This is a genomic window from Streptomyces sp. NPDC005438, assembly GCF_040606315.1.
Lineage (GTDB): Bacteria > Actinomycetota > Actinomycetes > Streptomycetales > Streptomycetaceae > Streptomyces.
Window position 1 is genome coordinate 458,345 of the sequence record NZ_JBEXEP010000001.1, and the last position, 16,777, is coordinate 475,121.

Sequence of the window (16,777 nt, forward strand, 5' to 3'; positions counted from 1 at the left end):
TTTTCCGCACGGGTCTTGCGCGTCCGCGTACGAAGGGTCAATGGTGTCGAGCCGTACCTTTGTCGAGCGGCGGGAGCGGCTGATGGCCGAGCACACTTCATCGCGCACGGCACCGGCGGGGGACGGCCCCCACCCGGCCGGTGACCCCCGGGACCCCGGCGGCGGCTACCTGCGACGGAGAACCCTGCGCCGGGGCAGCGCCGGCTCGCTGCTGCTGACCGGCCTGGGCGTGGCCTACGTGGTCTCCGGCGACTACTCCGGCTGGAACGTCGGCCTCTCCGAGGGCGGCTTCGGCGGACTCGCGGTCGCCGCCGTCCTGATGGGCCTGATGTACGCCTGCCTGGTGTTCTCGCTGGCCGAACTGTCGGCCATCCTCCCCACCGCCGGCGGCGGCTACGGCTTCGCCCGCCGCGCCCTGGGCACCTGGGGCGGCTTCCTCACCGGCACCGCCATCCTGATCGAGTACGTGCTCGCCCCGGCCGCCATCTCCCTGTTCATCGGCGACTACGTGGAGTCCCTCCACCTCTTCGGGCTCACCTCCGGCTGGCCGGTCTACCTCGCCTGCTTCGTCATCTTCATCGGCGTCCACCTGTGGGGCGTGGGCGAGGCCCTGCGGTTCAGCCTGGTGGTCACCTCCATCGCCGTACTGGCCCTGCTGGTCTTCGCCGTCGGGGCGTTCACCGAGTTCCAGGCCAGCGGACTCAACGACATCCCGGTCGACGACGGCGCCTTCGGCGCCAACTCCTGGCTCCCCTTCGGACTGCTGGGCATCTGGGCCGCCTTCCCGTTCGGTATGTGGTTCTTCCTCGGTGTGGAGGGCGTGCCGCTGGCCGCCGAGGAGGCCAAGGACCCGGTGCGCTCCATGCCCCGCGCGCTGGCCCTGTCCATGGGCATCCTGGTGCTCCTCGCCCTGGTCACCTTCTTCGCCGCCACCGGGGCCCAGGGCGCCAACGCCATCAAGGAGGTGGGCAACCCGCTGATCGTCGCCCTGGAGGGCGACGGCGACCCCACCTGGCTGTCCCGCTTCGTCAACTACGCCGGCCTGGCCGGCCTGGTGGCCTCCTTCTTCTCCCTGATCTACGCGGCCTCCCGGCAGCTGTTCGCCCTCTCCAGGGCCGGCTACCTGCCCCGGGTGCTGTCCCTCACCAGCCGCCGCAAGGCCCCGTACCTGGGCCTGCTGATCCCCGGGGGCATCGGCTTCGCCCTGGCCGCCGGCAGCGGCGACGGCGCCCGGATGCTCAACGTCGCGGTGTTCGGCGCCACCATCTCCTACTCCCTGATGGCGCTCTCCCACATCGTGCTGCGCCGCCGCGAACCCGGACTGGAGCGCCCCTACCGCACCCCCGGAGGGATGCTCACCTCCTCGGTCGCCTTCGTGCTGGCCCTGTCCGCGCTGGTGGCCACCTTCCTGGTGGACCAGACCGCCGCCCTGATCGCCCTGGGTGTCTACGTCATCGCGCTGGCCTACTTCGCCTTCTACAGCCGCCACCGCCTGGTCGCCGCCGCCCCCGAGGAGGAGTTCGCCGCCCTGGCCGAGGCCGAGGCCGAACTGAGCCGGGAGCCGCACCGGCCCGACTGAGCGGCTGGGGGACCATGGGCGGTGAGGCCCTGTCGACGACCGGGCGCGAGGCGCCGTACGTGAGGAGGACCAGGTGAAGCCCCTGATCGGTGTCAGCACCTATCTGGAGCCCACCGCCCGTTGGGGCGACTGGCAGTTGCCGGCCGTGCTGCTGCCCCAGGGCTACCCCCGGCTGGTGGAGGTCGCCGGAGGGCTCCCGGTGCTGCTGCCGCCCACCGACCCCGACGACGCCGCGCGGGTGGTGGACCGGCTGGACGCGGTGGTGGTGGCCGGCGGCCCGGACGTGGACCCCCGCCGGTACGAGGCCGAGCGGGACCCCCGCACCGGTCCGCCCGCCCCCCAGCGGGACGCCTGGGAGCTGGCCCTGATGGAGGCCGCGTTGGCGTCCGGCACCCCGCTGTTGGGGATCTGTCGGGGGGCCCAGGTGCTGAACGTGGCCCTCGGGGGCACCCTGCGCCAGCACCTGGAGGGGCACCGCAAGGACGTGGGGGTGTTCGGTGAGCACCTGGTGGTTCCGGTCCCCGGCACCCGGTACGCCTCCCTGGCCCCCGAGCCCTGCCCCGTGCCGACCTACCACCACCAGTGCGTGGACCGGCTGGGGCGGGGGCTGGTGGCCTCCGCCCACGCCGAGGACGGCACCGTGGAGGCGGTGGAACTCCCGGGCGAACGCTGGGTGTTGGGGGTGCAGTGGCACCCCGAGATGGGGCAGGACGCCAGGGTGATGGCCGGGTTGGTGGCCGCCGCCTCGGCCGGCTGAGGGGCGCGGCTCGCCCCGCCTGACGGGGGCGCCGGTCCGGTCCGGGTGGGCCCCGGGTGGACGGGGCGCTCGACCATGGGGGACGGTGGCCGTGGTGGCGGGGCCCGTCCGTCGGGGCGGGTGGGAATAAGGGTTCCGGGCTCGCCGTTGCCGAAGTGGTTGAACATTCAACAAGAAGCGAAGGACCTGCCATGCAGTTCGGAATCTTCTCCGTCGGTGACCTCACCCCGGACCCCACCACCGGTCGGACCCCGAGCGAGCACGAACGCGTCAAGGCGATGGTGGCCATCGCCCTGAAGGCCGAGGAGGTCGGGCTCGACGTGTTCGCCACCGGGGAGCACCACAACCCGCCGTTCGTCCCCTCCTCTCCGACCACCATGCTCGGCTACGTCGCCGCCCGCACCGAGCGGCTCATCCTGTCCACCGCGACCACCCTGATCACCACCAACGACCCGGTGAAGATCGCGGAGGACTTCGCGATGCTCCAGCACCTGGCCGACGGCAGGGTGGACGTGATGCTGGGCCGGGGCAACACCGCGCCGGTCTACCCCTGGTTCGGGCAGGACATCCGCCAGGGCATACCGCTGGCCATCGACAACTACCGGCTGCTGCACCGGCTGTGGCGGGAGGACGTGGTCGACTGGGAGGGCCGGTTCCGCACCCCGCTCCAGGGCTTCACCTCCACCCCCCGCCCCCTCGACGGGGTGCCGCCCTTCGTCTGGCACGGCTCCATCCGCAGCCCGGAGATCGCCGAGCAGGCCGCGTACTACGGCGACGGCTTCTTCCACAACAACATCTTCTGGCCCAAGGAGCACACCCAGCGGATGGTGGACCTCTACCGCCGACGCTACGAGCACCACGGCCACGGCACCGCCGAGCAGGCCCTCGTCGGACTGGGCGGGCACGTGTTCATGCGCCCCAACTCCCAGGACGCGGTACGGGAGTTCCGCCCGTACTTCGACCGCGCCCCGGTGTACGGCGGCGGCCCCTCCCTGGAACAGTTCGCCGCCGAGACCCCGTTGACCGTCGGCACCCCCGACCAGGTCATCGAGCGCACCCTGTCCTTCCGCGACTACGTCGGCGACTACCAGCGGCAGCTGTTCCTGGTGGACCACGCCGGGCTGCCGCTGAAGACCGTGCTGGAGCAGATCGAGATGCTCGGCGAACAGGTCGTACCGGTCCTGCGGAAGGAGTTCGCCCGCTCCCGCCCGGCCGGGGTCCCCGAGGCGCCCACCCACGCCTCACTGCTGCGCGCCCGGAAGGAGGCGTCCCCCGCATGAGCGAGATCCTCGTCGTCTCCGCCGGCCTCTCCCAACCCTCCAGCACCCGGCTGCTGGCCGACCGGTTGGCCGCCGCCACCCGGGAGGAACTGGGCGAGGGCACCGGCCTGGAGACCGTCGAACTGCGCGAACTGGCCCACCAGATCACCGACCACCTGCTCACCGGCTTCCCCGGCCAGCGGCTGGGCGAGGTACTGGACCGGCTCGCCGCCGCCGACGGGCTGATCCTGGTGACCCCCACCTTCGCCGGGTCCTACAGCGGCCTGTTCAAGTCCTTCATGGACCTGGTGGACCCGGACGCGCTGCGAGGCAAACCGGTGCTGCTCGCCGCCACCGGCGGCACCGAACGGCACTCGCTGATGCTGGAGCACGCCATGCGGCCCCTGCTGGCGTACCTCCGGGCACTGGTGGTACCCACCGCCGTCTACGCGGCCAGCGCCGACTGGGGCCAGGACGCCGGGCTCGGCCAGCGGATCGCCCGCGCGGCCGGGGAGTTCGCCGAACTGGTCACCGGACGCCCCGCCGCGCCGGCTCCCGACCCGTTCGCCGACCCGGTGCCCTTCGACCAGTTGTTGGGGGAGGTCCGTCCCTCCTGAGGGTGAGGTTCGGTCGAGGGTGGTATCGCCGTACCTCCGGGCGGTACCACCCCGGAGGCAGGTCAACACCCCTGGAGGGGGAGGCGGTTGGGCCGGCCCCCGTTCCAGGAGAGGGCGGGTGTGAAGAGCGGCTGTAGCTCCGCTTAAGAAATCCTCGATGGACCTGAAGTTTGTCTTACGGCACATTGGGGTTCACCGTGCACACGGAACACACAGTGCTCACAGCGCTCACGGCACTCACCGTGTTCACGGCGCACACCCGCACCCCGAGTCCCACAGGTCCCCCGACCCCACCGTTTCTCGGGACCCACCCTCTCGCGGCCGTGCCCCCGCCGGGCGCGGCCAGGTACAGGAGCTGTTCGTGCTGGCGTTGGTCAAGGAGAAAGCCGAGCCCGGACTGTGGCTCGCCGAGGTACCGGAACCGAGCATCGGCCCCAAGGACGTACTGATCAAGGTGCAGCGCACCGGGATCTGCGGCACCGACCTGCACATCCACGCCTGGGACGGCTGGGCCCAGCAGGCCGTCGACACCCCCCTGGTGGTGGGCCACGAGTTCGTGGGCACCGTGGTCGACGTCGGCCGCGACGTCACCGAGGTCAACGAGGGCGACCTGGTCAGCGGCGAGGGACACCTGGTGTGTGGCCGCTGCCGCAACTGCCGCGCCGGACGGCGCCACCTGTGCCGGGCCACCGTCGGCCTGGGCGTGGGCCGCGACGGCGCCTTCGCCGAGTACGTCGCCCTGCCCGCCTCCAACGTGTGGGTCCACCGCGCCCCCGTCGACCTCGACGTGGCCGCCATCTTCGACCCGTTCGGCAACGCGGTGCACACCGCCCTGTCCTTCCCCGCCGTCGGCGAGGACGTACTGATCACCGGCGCCGGCCCCATCGGGCTGATGGCCGCGAGCGTCGTCCGCCACGCCGGAGCCCGCAACGTGGTCATCACCGACGTCAGCCCCGAACGGCTGGAACTCGCCCGCAAGCTCGGCGTCAGCCTGGCCCTCGACGTACGGCAGTCCACCATCGCCGAGGGCGGCCAGCGGCTCGGCCTGCGCGAGGGCTTCGACATCGGCCTGGAGATGTCCGGCCGCCCCGAGGCGATGCGCGACATGATCGGCAACATGACGCACGGCGGCCGGATCGCCATGCTCGGACTGCCGGCCGAGGAGTTCGCCGTCGACTGGGCCAGGGTGGTCACCTCGATGATCACCATCAAGGGCATCTACGGCCGGGAGATGTTCGAGACCTGGTACGCCATGTCCGTACTCCTCGAAGGCGGACTGGACCTCAGCCCCGTCATCACCGGCCGCTACCACCACCGCGACTTCGAGGCCGCCTTCGCCGACGCCGGCAGCGGCACCGGCGGCAAGGTGATCCTCGACTGGACCCGCCCGTAAGGGTTCCGCCCCCTCGACGCCCCCTTCGACCCCTAGGAAGGCACCGTGTTCGACACCGTACGCGAGGACCTGCGCGCCACCCTCGAAGAGATCCGCCAGGCCGGGCTGCACAAGCCCGAACGCGTCATCGACACCCCCCAGTCGGCCACCGTCAACGTCACCGCCGGCGGACGCCCCGGCGAGGTCCTCAACTTCTGCGCCAACAACTACCTCGGCCTCGCCGACCACCCCGAGGTCGTCGCCGCCGCCCACACCGCCCTGGACCGCTGGGGCTACGGCATGGCCTCGGTACGGTTCATCTGCGGCACCCAGGAGGTGCACAAGGAACTGGAGGGCCGGCTGTCGGCGTTCCTCGGCCAGGAGGACACCATCCTGTACTCCTCCTGCTTCGACGCCAACGGCGGAGTCTTCGAGACCCTCCTCGGCCCCGAGGACGCGGTGATCTCCGACGCCCTCAACCACGCCTCCATCATCGACGGCATCCGGCTGTCCAAGGCCCGCCGCCTGCGCTACGCCAACCGTGACCTGGCCGAATTGGAGGCCCGGCTCAAGGAGTCCGCCGACGCCCGCCGCCGACTGATCGTCACCGACGGCGTGTTCTCCATGGACGGGTACCTCGCCCCCCTGCGGGAGATCTGCGACCTGGCCGACCGCTACGACGCCATGGTCATGGTCGACGACTCCCACGCCGTCGGCTTCGTGGGCCCCGGCGGACGCGGCACCCCCGAACTCCACGGAGTGATGGACCGGGTCGACATCATCACCGGCACCCTGGGCAAGGCCCTCGGCGGCGCCTCCGGCGGCTACGTCGCCGCCCGCGCCGAGATCGTCGCCCTGCTGCGCCAGCGCTCCCGCCCCTACCTCTTCTCCAACACCCTCGCCCCGGTCATCGCCGCCGCCTCCCTGAAGGTGCTCGACCTGCTGGAGTCGGCCGACGACCTGCGGGAACGGCTCAACGCCAACACCGCGCTGTTCCGGGGCCGGATGACCGAGGAGGGCTTCGACGTCCTGCCCGGGGAGCACGCCATCGCCCCGGTGATGATCGGCGACGCCGCCGAGGCGGCACGGATGGCGGAACTGCTGCTGGAGCGCGGCGTCTACGTCATCGGCTTCTCCTACCCCGTGGTGCCCCAGGGGCAGGCCCGCATCCGGGTCCAGCTCTCCGCCGCCCACTCCACCGAGGACGTCAACCGCGCCGTGGACGCCTTCGTGGCCGCGCGTACCCAGATGGAGGGGGAGACCCTGCGAGAATCGGCCGGGTGATCGAGGCGCGGCGGCTGCACATCCTCCGTGCGGTGGCGGACCACCGCACGGTCACCGCCGCTGCCGCCGCCCTCTACCTCACCCCCTCCGCCGTCTCCCAGCAGCTGAGCGCGCTGGAGCAGGAGACCGGTCACCGGCTGGTGGAACGCCACGCCCGGGGGGTGCGGCTCACCCCCGCCGGGGAGATCCTGCTCCAGCACGCCAACACCGTCCTGGCCCAACTGGAGCGCGCCGAGGCCGAGTTGGCGGCCTACGGTTCCGGGTCGGCCGGCACCGTCACCCTCGCCGCCTTCGCCACCGGCATCGACCTGGTGGTCGCCCCCGCCCTGGTACGGCTGGCTCGTACCGCCCCCGGCATCCGGGTACGGGTCCAGGACGCCGAGGGTGACGCCAGCCTGCCGATGATCCTGGACCGCCAGGTCGACGTGGCCGTCGCCGTGGAGTACCGGGGGGCTCCCGGCGACCCCCGGCTGACCCGGGTACCGCTGTACGCCGAACCCTTCGACGCCGTCGTCCCCGCCGGCCACCACCTCGCCGCCACCGGCCGGGTACGGCTGTCCGCGCTCGCCGAGGAGCCCTGGATCGGCCCCTACCCCGGCAACCCCTGCCACGACGTGGTCGTCCTCGCCTGCGAACGCGACGGCTTCTCACCCGGTCTGGAACACCACTCCGACGACTTCCGCGCCGTGGTGGCCCTGGCCTCCGCCGGTGCCGGCGTCGCCCTCGTACCCCGCTCCGCCCTGCGCGGCATGGACCTGGCCGGCGTGGTGGTCCGCCCCGTCGACGGCGCCGCCCCCACCCGCCGGGTGTTCGCCGCCGTACGCTCCGGGGCCGAGGAACACCCCCTGATCCAGCCGGTACTGGAGGCCCTGGGGGACACCGCGCCCCACGTCGAGTCGGCCGAGTAACCCCGACCCCTGGCGTGCGCCCGAACGCCGGTGCCGCCCCGGCGCGGACACCCGACGGAGTGCGGTGCGCGCTGGGGGCGGGGGCCCTCTTGCGCCCGGGCCCTGGGCCTCGGCGCCCCGGCCTGTGGGGTGCTTGCGGCCGTGTGTGGGTGGGGTTGGTTCCGGTCTGTGCGGGGTGCCGGGCCCCGGGTCCGTGGGGTGGTGGTCGCCCTCTGGGTCCTCGGGCTCCTGGCCGGTGGGTGGTTGGCGGTGGCGCCTGGGGTGGGGGGCGTGGGTCGGGCCGGTTCTGGCTCGTACGGGGTGCCGGGCTTCGGGGGCCCCGGCCTGGGGGTGGGGGAGGCCGGGGCCCCGAAGCCCGGGGAAAGGGGGGGCACCGTTCCTTGGTCTGGCCGCCGGCCCCTGCCCGGTCGCCCGGTGCGGATCAGGGGGTGAGGCCGACGCGCTGGGGGCCGGCCACTGACAGCAGCCGCAACGCCTCCTCGGAGGGCGAGCCCGGGGCGGCGGTGTAGATCACCACCCGCTGGTCCCGGTCGGTGATGTCCAGCACGTCGCAGTCCACCGAGACCGGGCCGACCAGCGGATGCCGGAAGGTCCTGCACGGGGTCGGGCGGGCGCACACGTCGTGCGAGGCCCACAGTCGCGCGAACTCCTGGCTGCCCGCCCGGAGTTCGGTCACCAGCCCGGCCAGTTCGGGGTCGTCGGGGTAGCGGGCCGAGGCGGCGCGCAGTTGCCGGGCCGAGGTGTGGGCGAACTCCTCCACGTCCGACACCCCGTACAACCGCCGCCCCTCCCGGTGGGGACCGAGGAAGGCCCGTCGCACCAGGTTGCGGTCCCGCCGGGACAGCGTGGAGAAGTCCTCCATCAGCGCGGTGGCCAGCGCGTTCCAGGCGATCACCTCGTAGGCCGCCGACAGTACGATCGCGGGCGCCATCGGCAGCCGCTGGAGCAGGTCCAGGACGCCGCGCCGTACCTCGCGGGAGGGCCCCGGCAGCGGGCCCGGGGGCAACCCGGCCAGATGGTGCAGGTGTTCCCGCTCGGGGTCCGACAGGCGCAGCGCACGGGCCAGTCCGGTCAGCACGTCCCGGGACGGGCGCGGCCCCCGGGCCTGTTCCAGCCGCGTGTAGTGCTCCGTCGAGACGTACGCCAGCTGCGCCACCTCCTCCCGTCGCAGCCCCGGCGTCCGGCGTCGGGGGCCGGCCGGAAGCCCCACCTGAGCCGGGGTGATCCGCTCGCGCCTGCTGCGCAGGAAGGCGCCCAGTTCCCTTCGGTCCACGAGCCCAGTGTGGGCCGGTCGCCCACCCGTAGCCAGGTACCGCCGGTGCCTGGATGGGCCCGGAGCCCCGGTCCACGCTCGCCGCATGGACAACGCAGTGGACGACACCCCCGCCCCCGAGCAACCCCGACACACTCCCGCCGGCCTGCTGGCCGGCAAGGTCGCCTTCGTCACCGGCGCCGGCCGTGGCATCGGCGCCGCAGCGGCCCGGCTGTTCGCCGCCGAGGGCGCCCGGGTCATGCTCGCCGCCCGTACCGAGGCCCAGCTCCAGGCGGTGACCGAAGAGGTACGGGAGGCCGGCGGCGGCGCTGACCGCGCCGCGTACGTGGTGTGCGACCTGGCCGACGCCGCCGGGGTGCGCGCCGCCGTCGACCGCGCCGTGGAACGGTTCGGACGACTCGACGTCGCCTTCAACAACGGCGCCACCCTGACCCCGCCCGGCCCCCTGGACCAGGTACGCCCCGAACACTTCGACCACCTCTACGCGGTCAACCTCCGGGGCCCGTGGCTGGCCATGACCGCCCAGGTCGCCGCCATCCGCGCCACCAGCGGGCGGGGCGCCATCGTCAACAACACCAGCGTCGGCAGCCTGGGAAGCAACCCCGAACTGCCCGCCTACGGCGCGATGAAGCGGGCGGTCAACAGCCTCACCGAGACGGCCGCCGTCACCTACGGCCCCGAGAACATCCGCGTCAACGCCATCGCCCCGGGCACCACCCTCACCGAGATGATCCACGAGTGGGAGGAGGCCTCGCCCGGCGTCATCGAACGCCTCAACAGCCAGACCCCGCTGGGCCGTCCGGCCACCCCGGACGAGATCGCCCAGGCCGCCGCCTGGCTGCTCAGCGACCGCTCCTCCTACGTCACCGGCACCGTCCTCCGCGTAGACGGAGGAGCCCGCGCGTGAACCGCTTGTCTAGAGCTTGTCTCTCTCGACGCTCTGCAACGAGTTCGTGGAAGTTCCTGTAGGCGGCGGGTGCCTACTAGGTCGCCGTCAATCACTGCCGCTGAGCGACTCAGTGAGGGGTTGACGAGGCGTCGATCGAGAGTCGGCGGCGCGTCACTTCGCGGACCGCAGACCGGTGTGGCGCGCGTGACACTCTCAGAAAGCCCACTGGAGGCACTGCATAGTTGATTGCCTGCACACGGCGGGGTTGACCATGGTGCAACCTGCGGTGGTTGACCCGTGGCCAACCGGATCCCGTCACCAACTTTCGTGGATGGCAGAAGCATGAGCATTCCCACACCAGATGAACTGGACAGGGATCAACTGGACCAGCTTCACGCGGCAACACTGAAGGCGTCTGAAGCTTGCCTTGAGCTGAAGAAACTGTGTGCACTTGTACTTGTTCCGGCCGGAACGGTGATCACTTCCTTCGGGGACAAAAGGCCAGGGGGATCACTTTTCTTGGCCGGTTTCCTGGTGATCGCGGGATTCTGGGTCGCCGACGGCTTCAGTTACTACTACCAGCGAAAAATTAGGGGGGAGATGATTGTTATATTACGGAGAAGGGCGAGGCGTTGCGTCCCCGACGTCGACGACCCTCCGGTCATTCCGGCGTCCGGGGCGGTGAGCGTCTGGCGTGCGGCCTTCAATGCCTCGATGACGTACTATCTGATCCTTGGCGTGCTGTTCGCCTTGGCGGCAGGCGCCTACGCGATTGGTTGGCTTGATGGATAGGGTGCTGCCGGGTGCGCTACTTCGTGAGTTATGCAAGGCGCGACAACGGCATCGAGCGACTGCGTGAGATAAGAGCGAATCTGGGTAACGTGGGCCACGTATACGTGGATGACTTGGAGTGCCATGGTCTCGAGGTCGACAGGGTTCAAGTAGTGGTCGATGCGCTAGTCGGTGCTGACGTCTTCGTCGCGGTTCAGTCGGTTCATTACCTGACGACTGAATGGACGCGATGGGAATACGGGTTTGCGCTGCGTGGTGGCATGAAGGTTCTTGCATTGCTTTCGGGTGGCGAATTGGTGTCCCGTGGTGATTCGCGATGGCCGTGGCAAAGCGGTTTTCCCGTGACAAAGGAATCATCGTTCTGAGGGCGATTTTCTGTCTTCAGGTCGTCTCGGTAAGCGGGCTAGTCCGCCCTCGTCCCCGATGACAATTTACGCGTTCGCCTTTGCCGCGGTGTGGAAGCCCAACGAAGTCCGGGGCTCAACCGCGGGCAGGACCCCACCCACCCGGCAACCCTTGCCGGGTGGGTGCCGACCCGGCTCTTGCACGTGGACCGCGCGGCCACGCGGCCGGATGGGATCGACGTCGCCGTCGGGTTTACGGATCGGCTCTCGGGAGAGTGCCCAGGGGCTGCCCTCGTGCAGATCCACGGTTTGTCCGGGGCGCTCGTGTCGCCTTCACTACGATGAGTACTCCAACGGGTGGGGGATTCGTGGAGGACGCGCTTCTTGGCGAGCTGGCTGCTCGCGTACGCGAGTTCGGCGAGGGCGGAGATCCACGGAGCGTGCTCGAAGACGAGGCCTTGGCCGTCGCGGCGGAACTCTTCGCGTCGGTGGGCGGGCGGCCCGAGGAGGCCGACCCGGATGTCCTTCACGGCGTTGCCGCGTTCTACTGGGCTCGCTCCCTGGCACACGAGGGTGACGCCCTCGCGGCCCGGGATCTTGAGACGGCGATCGGTGTGTTCGGCCTGCTCTACCTGGTCGATCACCGCCGAGTGCCACGTGAGTTGTGGCCCCGGCTCACCGGTGAGACCGGGTACGACCCGTGGAGCAACCCGTTGGCACAGGCGGCGGACCTGCTCCTCGACGCTGAGGAGGAGGGCGACCCCGCCGCCCTCGACCAGGCCGTCAGCCTGATCGAGGGCGTCACGGACGGCGAGGACCACGCGTACCGGGACACCGTCCACGGCCTCGCGCTGTACCAACGCGCGGCCCGTCCCGACCGTGCCGCGGAGGAGCGGCGAGCCGACGCCGATGCCGCGGTGGAGCTGATGGGCGGTGTGGCCGCTCTCCCGGAACCGGCCGCCCTACGACGCGCGAGCCGCCGAACCTCCCTCGCTGAAGCCCTCGTACGGCGTTTCGAGGTGGCGGGGGACATCAGGGACCTCAGCCGAGCCGCGACCGTCTACAGGGAGGCGCTCGCGGACGCCGCCGAAGACGACTTCACGTACGCCCGTGCAGCGGCCGGGCTCGGTTCGGTTCTCGGCCGTCGGGTGGAAGCGGCGGAAGCGACGTTCGGTGGAGGGGACGACGCGGTACCCGTGCTGCGGGAAGCGGTCAGGTGGCTGCGCCAGGGGGTCGACCTGACGAACGGCGGCCAGCGCGAGGCGTACCTGGCCAACCTGAGCGGGGTCACGAGGGTTCTTCTGGAGCGGACTTCCCGAGCCAGGGGAATCCGGGAGGTCTCGTCGTCCAGTGACGTCGTGGTGCGCGAGGACGGCGCAGCCGCCCGTACGGAAGACCCCGAGGCAAGGCGCCAGGCCGAAACACTGGTCGGTCTCGGCGGACAGCTCTCGGCACGGGTGTTGACCGAGGAAGAAGCCCTCCGCCGCGTGAAGGACCCGTCCCTCGTGCTCTCGGAGGACGCCGTGGGCTCCGTGGTGCTCTGGGCCTTACGCCTCGTGCGGGCCGGTACGCCGGGCGATGCGGTGCCGACGCTGACCCTCACCCTGGAGGCCGCGCGCTCCCGTTGGGCCGCCGAACAGGGAACGCCCTGGTGGTGGGCGGCTGACGCCTACGTCGAAACAGGACGGCTCGCACTGATCGAGTCGGCCGACGGGCTGCTCTTCCGTCGCGCCTGTGCGGTGGCGGACGAACAGATCGCCGTTCTGCGTGACGGCGCCCGCCCCGAGGACGTCGCCGAACTTGGCGAGACACTGTTCGCCGCGGGGCTGCTGCGGGTCAGCCCGTACGTGGGGAACATGTCGGGGTTGACATTCGAGTCGGCACATGATCTGTGGCGGGCACGCCAGGCTCGGCACCGCTCCGTACACCCCGACGACTCCGTCGCTTCGGAGACCGCGGAGATGCCCCCTCCGCTGGCCGCCGCCGAGGAGGCGGTCCGGTACCTGCGCGAGGCCGCCCACGTGTCGCGCGGGCACGAACGAGGGCGCGTGCTCAGGACGTTGGTCGAGGCCCTGTCCATGGTCGCCGGTCTCCGACAGGAGTCGTACGCCGAGGAGGTCCGGGCGGTCGCCCGTGAGGCGTTCGACCTGCTGGACGCGTTCCGGGATCCCCTCACCCATCTGTACCTGCTGAGGGTCCTGTGCTCGCTGGGTGAGCTGGCGCTACCCGGCGACCTTCAGCACGTCCTGCCTCTGCCGCTGTCCGCGATCCGGGACCGACAAGGGGCACGGGAGGCCGCGAGTGTCCTCGCCGAGGCGCTCGAACTCGCGGAGGAAGCCTGCCGGCCCGACCTCGAACTCCAGCTGATCGAGGCAGCGGACCGCGAACTCCCGGACATGCCCGCGGACTCCCACCGTCGTCGACGCTGGACCAGTGAGGTGCACTGCCTGGCAGACAACCGCCTGGGATGCTTCGCGGGGCTGATCCGAGTGGAGGAAGCCGCAGGGCAGGTACGCACCCGCGCGGACGCGGAGGGCTGGTCTGCCGAGGAGCGGGCGGCGACCCTCGTCCACCTCGCCGCGCACGCCCGTGGAAACGGGGAGGAACACCTCGGCCTCGCGCTGACAGAGGCGGCGCGGGAGCTGGCCCCGGAGCTGTGCCGCCGGTGCGGTCCCGCGCTGGCCTACCTCGACGGCACCCTCTCGTACGAGAGGGGGCTGCGGGTGTCGGGGACCGGGCAGGAGGGTCTCGCCGTACGCCACTTCGCCGAAGCGCTCGCCGCGTACGCCCGGTGCGGCCAGGTCGACATGGCACTGAACAGCCTCGATGCCGCGTTGCGCAGTGTGCGGGCAACCGACGAGAGGAACGTCGGTCCGGCCGTGGCGGCACTGATTCCCACCGCCGTATGGCTACGGGGAAGCCTCGACGAGGTCATCGGCTGGAAGCTCCGGGACCTGTACCAACAACTGGTCCTCCAACTGAGCGGACCCACGGTCTCGCACGGCCTGATGACGGCAATTCACCAGGCTGCCAAGGGAGTTGACTTCACGGCCGTCATCGAAAGGCCCGGCCCGTTCACCCCCTCTGCGAGGCTCTCGCGACTGCTGGACCGGGTCCGGGTGGACGATGCCCGATTGGCCGGACCGCTGAGCGAGCCCGAACTGCCGAGCCCCGAAGAGGGGATGCTGTTCTACGTGGGCACCGGCGAGTCCGAACCCGGAACCGACGCCGAAACGGAGCACCGCAACACGCAGCGCGCCGCGGACCGGTGGATCAGTCAGGAACTCCTCGCCGCCGGCCGCACGGACCGCCTACCCATGCTCCCCGACGAGTTGCAGGCGCTCCTGACCGAGGACACGGTGCTGCTCTCGCTGTATCTCGGCCATGCGCGCCGGGACGGAAGCGAGACGCCGGTGACCTCTCTGTCCGGCATGGCGGTGACCCGCGACCACACGGAGCACCACACCGTGCTCCTGCCGCACTTCGACGCCGGACTCATCCGCTTCACGCGCGCGGAACACTCTCTCTCCGCCCATCCGGTGGCGTTTCACGTCGCCGGCCTACGACGGGCCGTCGTCGCGGACCCGCTGCACCGGACCGTCAGTCGTGAGGCACAAGAGCAGCTCAGGGAGGACAGCGTCGCTCACCTGGCGGGCTTCACCGCCTCGCTGGACGACTGGCGGGCCCAGGGGAAGCGGCATCTGTGCATCTGGCCCAACGGGCCACTGCACTACCTCCCGTACCACCTGCTGGAGGTCGGCGGCCGTCCCCTCGCCGAGGACTGGACCGTCACGCAGGTACCGAGCCTGGGCTTCCTCCGTAGCCCGGCGCCCGCTCCCCACCGTCCGTCCCCACGCGGACTCGTCGCCTTCGCCTCCGGGGGCGGCGGCACCGATCACGGGCTCCACGCCCAGGACGCCCTGGAAACACACGCCGACCAGGTCGCGACGGCGATGGGGGGTCACGCGGTGCTGGGATCCAGCGCGACACCGCGGCGACTGCTCGGCGAACTCGCCGACGCGCGTTATGCCCACGTGGCAGCACACGGGGCGCACAACGCGTGGGCGTCGTGGTACCAGTGCCTGTACCTGTCGCCGGACGCGGACAACGACGGTCGTCTCTTCGCGCACGACATCCTCCGGGCCGACCTGAGGAGCGTCGAACTCGTGACGATGAGTTCCTGCGAATCCGCGCTGGGCCGGTTCGACGCCAACGACAATCTGCGCGGCCTGCCCGCCGCGTTCCTGTCCGCCGGCGCCTCGGCCGTCGTCGGTTGCCTGTGGCCGGTCCACCCGGACGTGGCCACGGACTTCTTCGGAACGCTCTACGAGCGTCTCGCGCGGACCCCCGACCGACGGGCCGCCTTCCACGCCGCGCAGTTGGCCGTCCGCAGCCGCTTTCCGGCATTCCGGGACTGGGGCTCGTTCTGCTTCATCGGCGACTGGCGCCATTCGGATTCGAACCACGGAGCTGCCTCGTGACCCCTCTGGAACTGCCCCTGACCCCGCTCCACGAGATCGACCTGGTGGAGGTGCCCCGACTGCAGTCGCCTGCCTCCCAGCCCCGCATCGAAGGGCGGGTATCGCTCAGCACCGCCGTCGTGCACCCGCTGACCGCGGAGGAGGCAGCCGCGGGCGAGGCGGAATGGCTCGGCTTCCTGACCGAGGAGGCGCCGCACAGCGACTATCTCCTCCTCAGTCTCACGTGCGCGTTCCGCCCGCCGGCGAACGGCGCCCCGTTCGCCGACGCCGCCGTCGGCGTCCTCCTGGAGTCCCCCGGTGAGCCCGCGGAACGACAGCCGATCGCTTGGTCGATCTCCCCCAGGAAGCGCTCCCACCCGGTGGAGAGGCCAGCCACCATCGGACTCAGCGCCAAGCTCGCGATCGTCGAGTCCACCCTCGAACTCACCCCGGGCCAAGGGCGGGAGGAGCTTTTCGTCATCGGAATGGGCGAGAGGGACAGCGATCCAGAATGGCGTATCCAGGCGACCAGCCGTCAGCCCCTGATCGGTGACGAGACCTTCACGCTGATCGTCAAGGCCACCGCCGGTGCTCCCGTCCACGCCCAGGTGACGGTGGCGGCCACTCTCAGGCATCGGCGCCTTGGCCTGATTCCCTACCGGGCAGACCTCCCCACCACCTTGCGGACCATCGATCTGCGTCGTCAGACCGGTCGGCGGGACGGAAACACCACGTCCGCCTCGCCGGCGAGCGGTGTTTGACGCAGAGGGGTCGGCGGCGGTGACTCCTCTCGGAGGCCGGAGGTCGGACGTCGCGCAGTGTGATGGAGGCCTGCCACATGCCGCGTAGCCGCTGGGTGGTCCTCACCCCGGAGGCGGTCGGGTGGCCCCGTACCGGGCCGGAGGCCGGACCGCTCCGGCCCCGGTGATCCACCAGGTGCCGCAAGCGTAGGAGCCCTCGCGTCCGCTGGACGAAAGGGCTCCTGACCTGCTGTTTCTGCTGTGCCCCCGGCAGGATTCGAACCTGCGACACCCGCTTTAGGAGAGCGGTGCTCTATCCCCTGAGCTACGGAGGCCTGACCGTGGTGTACCGACGGCCGGGGCTAGCGTACCGGGTTCGCGGGGCGAGGGGGCAACGGGTTCCCCGGGCGGGTGAGGGCGCCGGGCGGAGGGTGACCCGGGGGTCGGTGGGGTTAGAGCCGGCCTGGCCCCCGGACTGGTACCGGGCTGTTCACGCCAGCGGG

13 protein-coding genes and 1 tRNA gene are annotated in these 16,777 nt (G+C 71.1%); 12 read left to right on the plus strand and 2 right to left on the minus strand.

The features are described from left to right. Nucleotides 1–82 precede the first annotated feature (82 nt). The 7 genes from eat to ABZT14_RS01860 all read left to right on the plus strand — a co-directional run bounded on the left by eat (nt 83) and on the right by ABZT14_RS01860 (nt 7,776). Nucleotides 83–1,579: an ethanolamine permease gene (gene eat / locus ABZT14_RS01830; protein ID WP_356296991.1), complete on the plus strand. Its 1,497-nt coding sequence runs from the start codon at nt 83–85 to the stop codon at nt 1,577–1,579. A 73-nt stretch (nt 1,580–1,652) separates the two neighbouring features. Further along, nucleotides 1,653–2,336, plus strand: coding sequence for a gamma-glutamyl-gamma-aminobutyrate hydrolase family protein (locus ABZT14_RS01835; RefSeq protein ID WP_356295411.1), 684 nt, complete (start codon nt 1,653–1,655; stop codon nt 2,334–2,336). 191 nt (nt 2,337–2,527) lie between these two features. Further along, nucleotides 2,528–3,616, plus strand: coding sequence for an LLM class flavin-dependent oxidoreductase (locus ABZT14_RS01840; protein WP_356295414.1), 1,089 nt, complete (start codon nt 2,528–2,530; stop codon nt 3,614–3,616). After that, nucleotides 3,613–4,212, plus strand: coding sequence for an FMN reductase (locus tag ABZT14_RS01845; RefSeq protein WP_356295417.1), 600 nt, complete (start codon nt 3,613–3,615; stop codon nt 4,210–4,212). Before ABZT14_RS01840 ends, ABZT14_RS01845 begins: the two co-directional genes overlap by 4 nt. 361 nt (nt 4,213–4,573) lie before the next feature. Then, nucleotides 4,574–5,605 carry an L-threonine 3-dehydrogenase gene (gene tdh, locus ABZT14_RS01850; RefSeq protein ID WP_356295420.1) on the plus strand — a complete coding sequence of 344 codons (1,032 nt, stop codon included), beginning with the start codon at nt 4,574–4,576 and terminating at the stop codon, nt 5,603–5,605. 45 nt (nt 5,606–5,650) lie between these two features. After that, entirely contained in the window at nt 5,651–6,868 is a 1,218-nt protein-coding gene (locus tag ABZT14_RS01855; protein WP_356295423.1) for a glycine C-acetyltransferase, read from the plus strand. Then, nucleotides 6,865–7,776: a LysR family transcriptional regulator gene (locus ABZT14_RS01860; protein WP_356295426.1), complete on the plus strand. Its 912-nt coding sequence runs from the start codon at nt 6,865–6,867 to the stop codon at nt 7,774–7,776. The genes ABZT14_RS01855 and ABZT14_RS01860 overlap by 4 nt, the downstream gene beginning before the upstream one ends. Nucleotides 7,777–8,197: 421 nt before the next feature. Here the strand turns inward: ABZT14_RS01860 and ABZT14_RS01865 are convergent, their stop codons facing one another. Continuing rightward, entirely contained in the window at nt 8,198–9,049 is an 852-nt protein-coding gene (locus ABZT14_RS01865; RefSeq protein ID WP_356295429.1) for a helix-turn-helix transcriptional regulator, read from the minus strand. Nucleotides 9,050–9,134: 85 nt separating this feature from the next. Here ABZT14_RS01865 and ABZT14_RS01870 point away from each other — a divergent pair, with 85 nt between their 5' ends. The 5 genes from ABZT14_RS01870 to ABZT14_RS01890 all read left to right on the plus strand — a co-directional run bounded on the left by ABZT14_RS01870 (nt 9,135) and on the right by ABZT14_RS01890 (nt 16,295). After that, nucleotides 9,135–9,956 (plus strand): glucose 1-dehydrogenase, encoded by an 822-nt coding sequence (locus tag ABZT14_RS01870; protein ID WP_356295432.1) that lies wholly within the window; start codon nt 9,135–9,137, stop codon nt 9,954–9,956. Nucleotides 9,957–10,280: 324 nt separating this feature from the next. Further along, nucleotides 10,281–10,730, plus strand: a complete 450-nt coding sequence (locus ABZT14_RS01875) for a hypothetical protein (protein ID WP_356295434.1) — start codon at nt 10,281–10,283, stop codon at nt 10,728–10,730. A gap of 11 nt (nt 10,731–10,741) precedes the next feature. Then, nucleotides 10,742–11,095, plus strand: a complete 354-nt coding sequence (locus tag ABZT14_RS01880; protein ID WP_356295437.1) for a TIR domain-containing protein — start codon at nt 10,742–10,744, stop codon at nt 11,093–11,095. Nucleotides 11,096–11,415: 320 nt separating this feature from the next. Continuing rightward, nucleotides 11,416–15,555: a CHAT domain-containing protein gene (locus ABZT14_RS01885; protein ID WP_356295440.1), complete on the plus strand. Its 4,140-nt coding sequence runs from the start codon at nt 11,416–11,418 to the stop codon at nt 15,553–15,555. Next, the gene (locus ABZT14_RS01890) at nt 15,552–16,295 is read left to right on the plus strand and encodes a hypothetical protein (RefSeq protein WP_356295443.1); all 744 of its coding nucleotides are present in this window, start codon (nt 15,552–15,554) and stop codon (nt 16,293–16,295) included. The genes ABZT14_RS01885 and ABZT14_RS01890 overlap by 4 nt, the downstream gene beginning before the upstream one ends. Nucleotides 16,296–16,536: 241 nt before the next feature. On the opposite strand, the gene ABZT14_RS01895 is transcribed toward ABZT14_RS01890, so the two are convergent. Further along, a tRNA-Arg gene (locus tag ABZT14_RS01895) sits at nt 16,537–16,609 on the minus strand. Nucleotides 16,610–16,777 lie beyond the last annotated feature (168 nt).

What these genes read in the sequence shown, in the direction of transcription:
- eat (WP_356296991.1), top strand. Translation starts at nt 83, where the DNA reads ATGGCCGAGCACACTTCATCGCGCACGGCACCGGCGGGGGACGGCCCC.
- ABZT14_RS01840 (WP_356295414.1), top strand. Translation starts at nt 2,528, where the DNA reads ATGCAGTTCGGAATCTTCTCCGTCGGTGACCTCACCCCGGACCCCACC.
- ABZT14_RS01845 (WP_356295417.1), top strand. Translation starts at nt 3,613, where the DNA reads ATGAGCGAGATCCTCGTCGTCTCCGCCGGCCTCTCCCAACCCTCCAGC.
- ABZT14_RS01870 (WP_356295432.1), top strand. Translation starts at nt 9,135, where the DNA reads ATGGACAACGCAGTGGACGACACCCCCGCCCCCGAGCAACCCCGACAC.
- ABZT14_RS01875 (WP_356295434.1), top strand. Translation starts at nt 10,281, where the DNA reads ATGAGCATTCCCACACCAGATGAACTGGACAGGGATCAACTGGACCAG.
- ABZT14_RS01885 (WP_356295440.1), top strand. Translation starts at nt 11,416, where the DNA reads ATGAGTACTCCAACGGGTGGGGGATTCGTGGAGGACGCGCTTCTTGGC.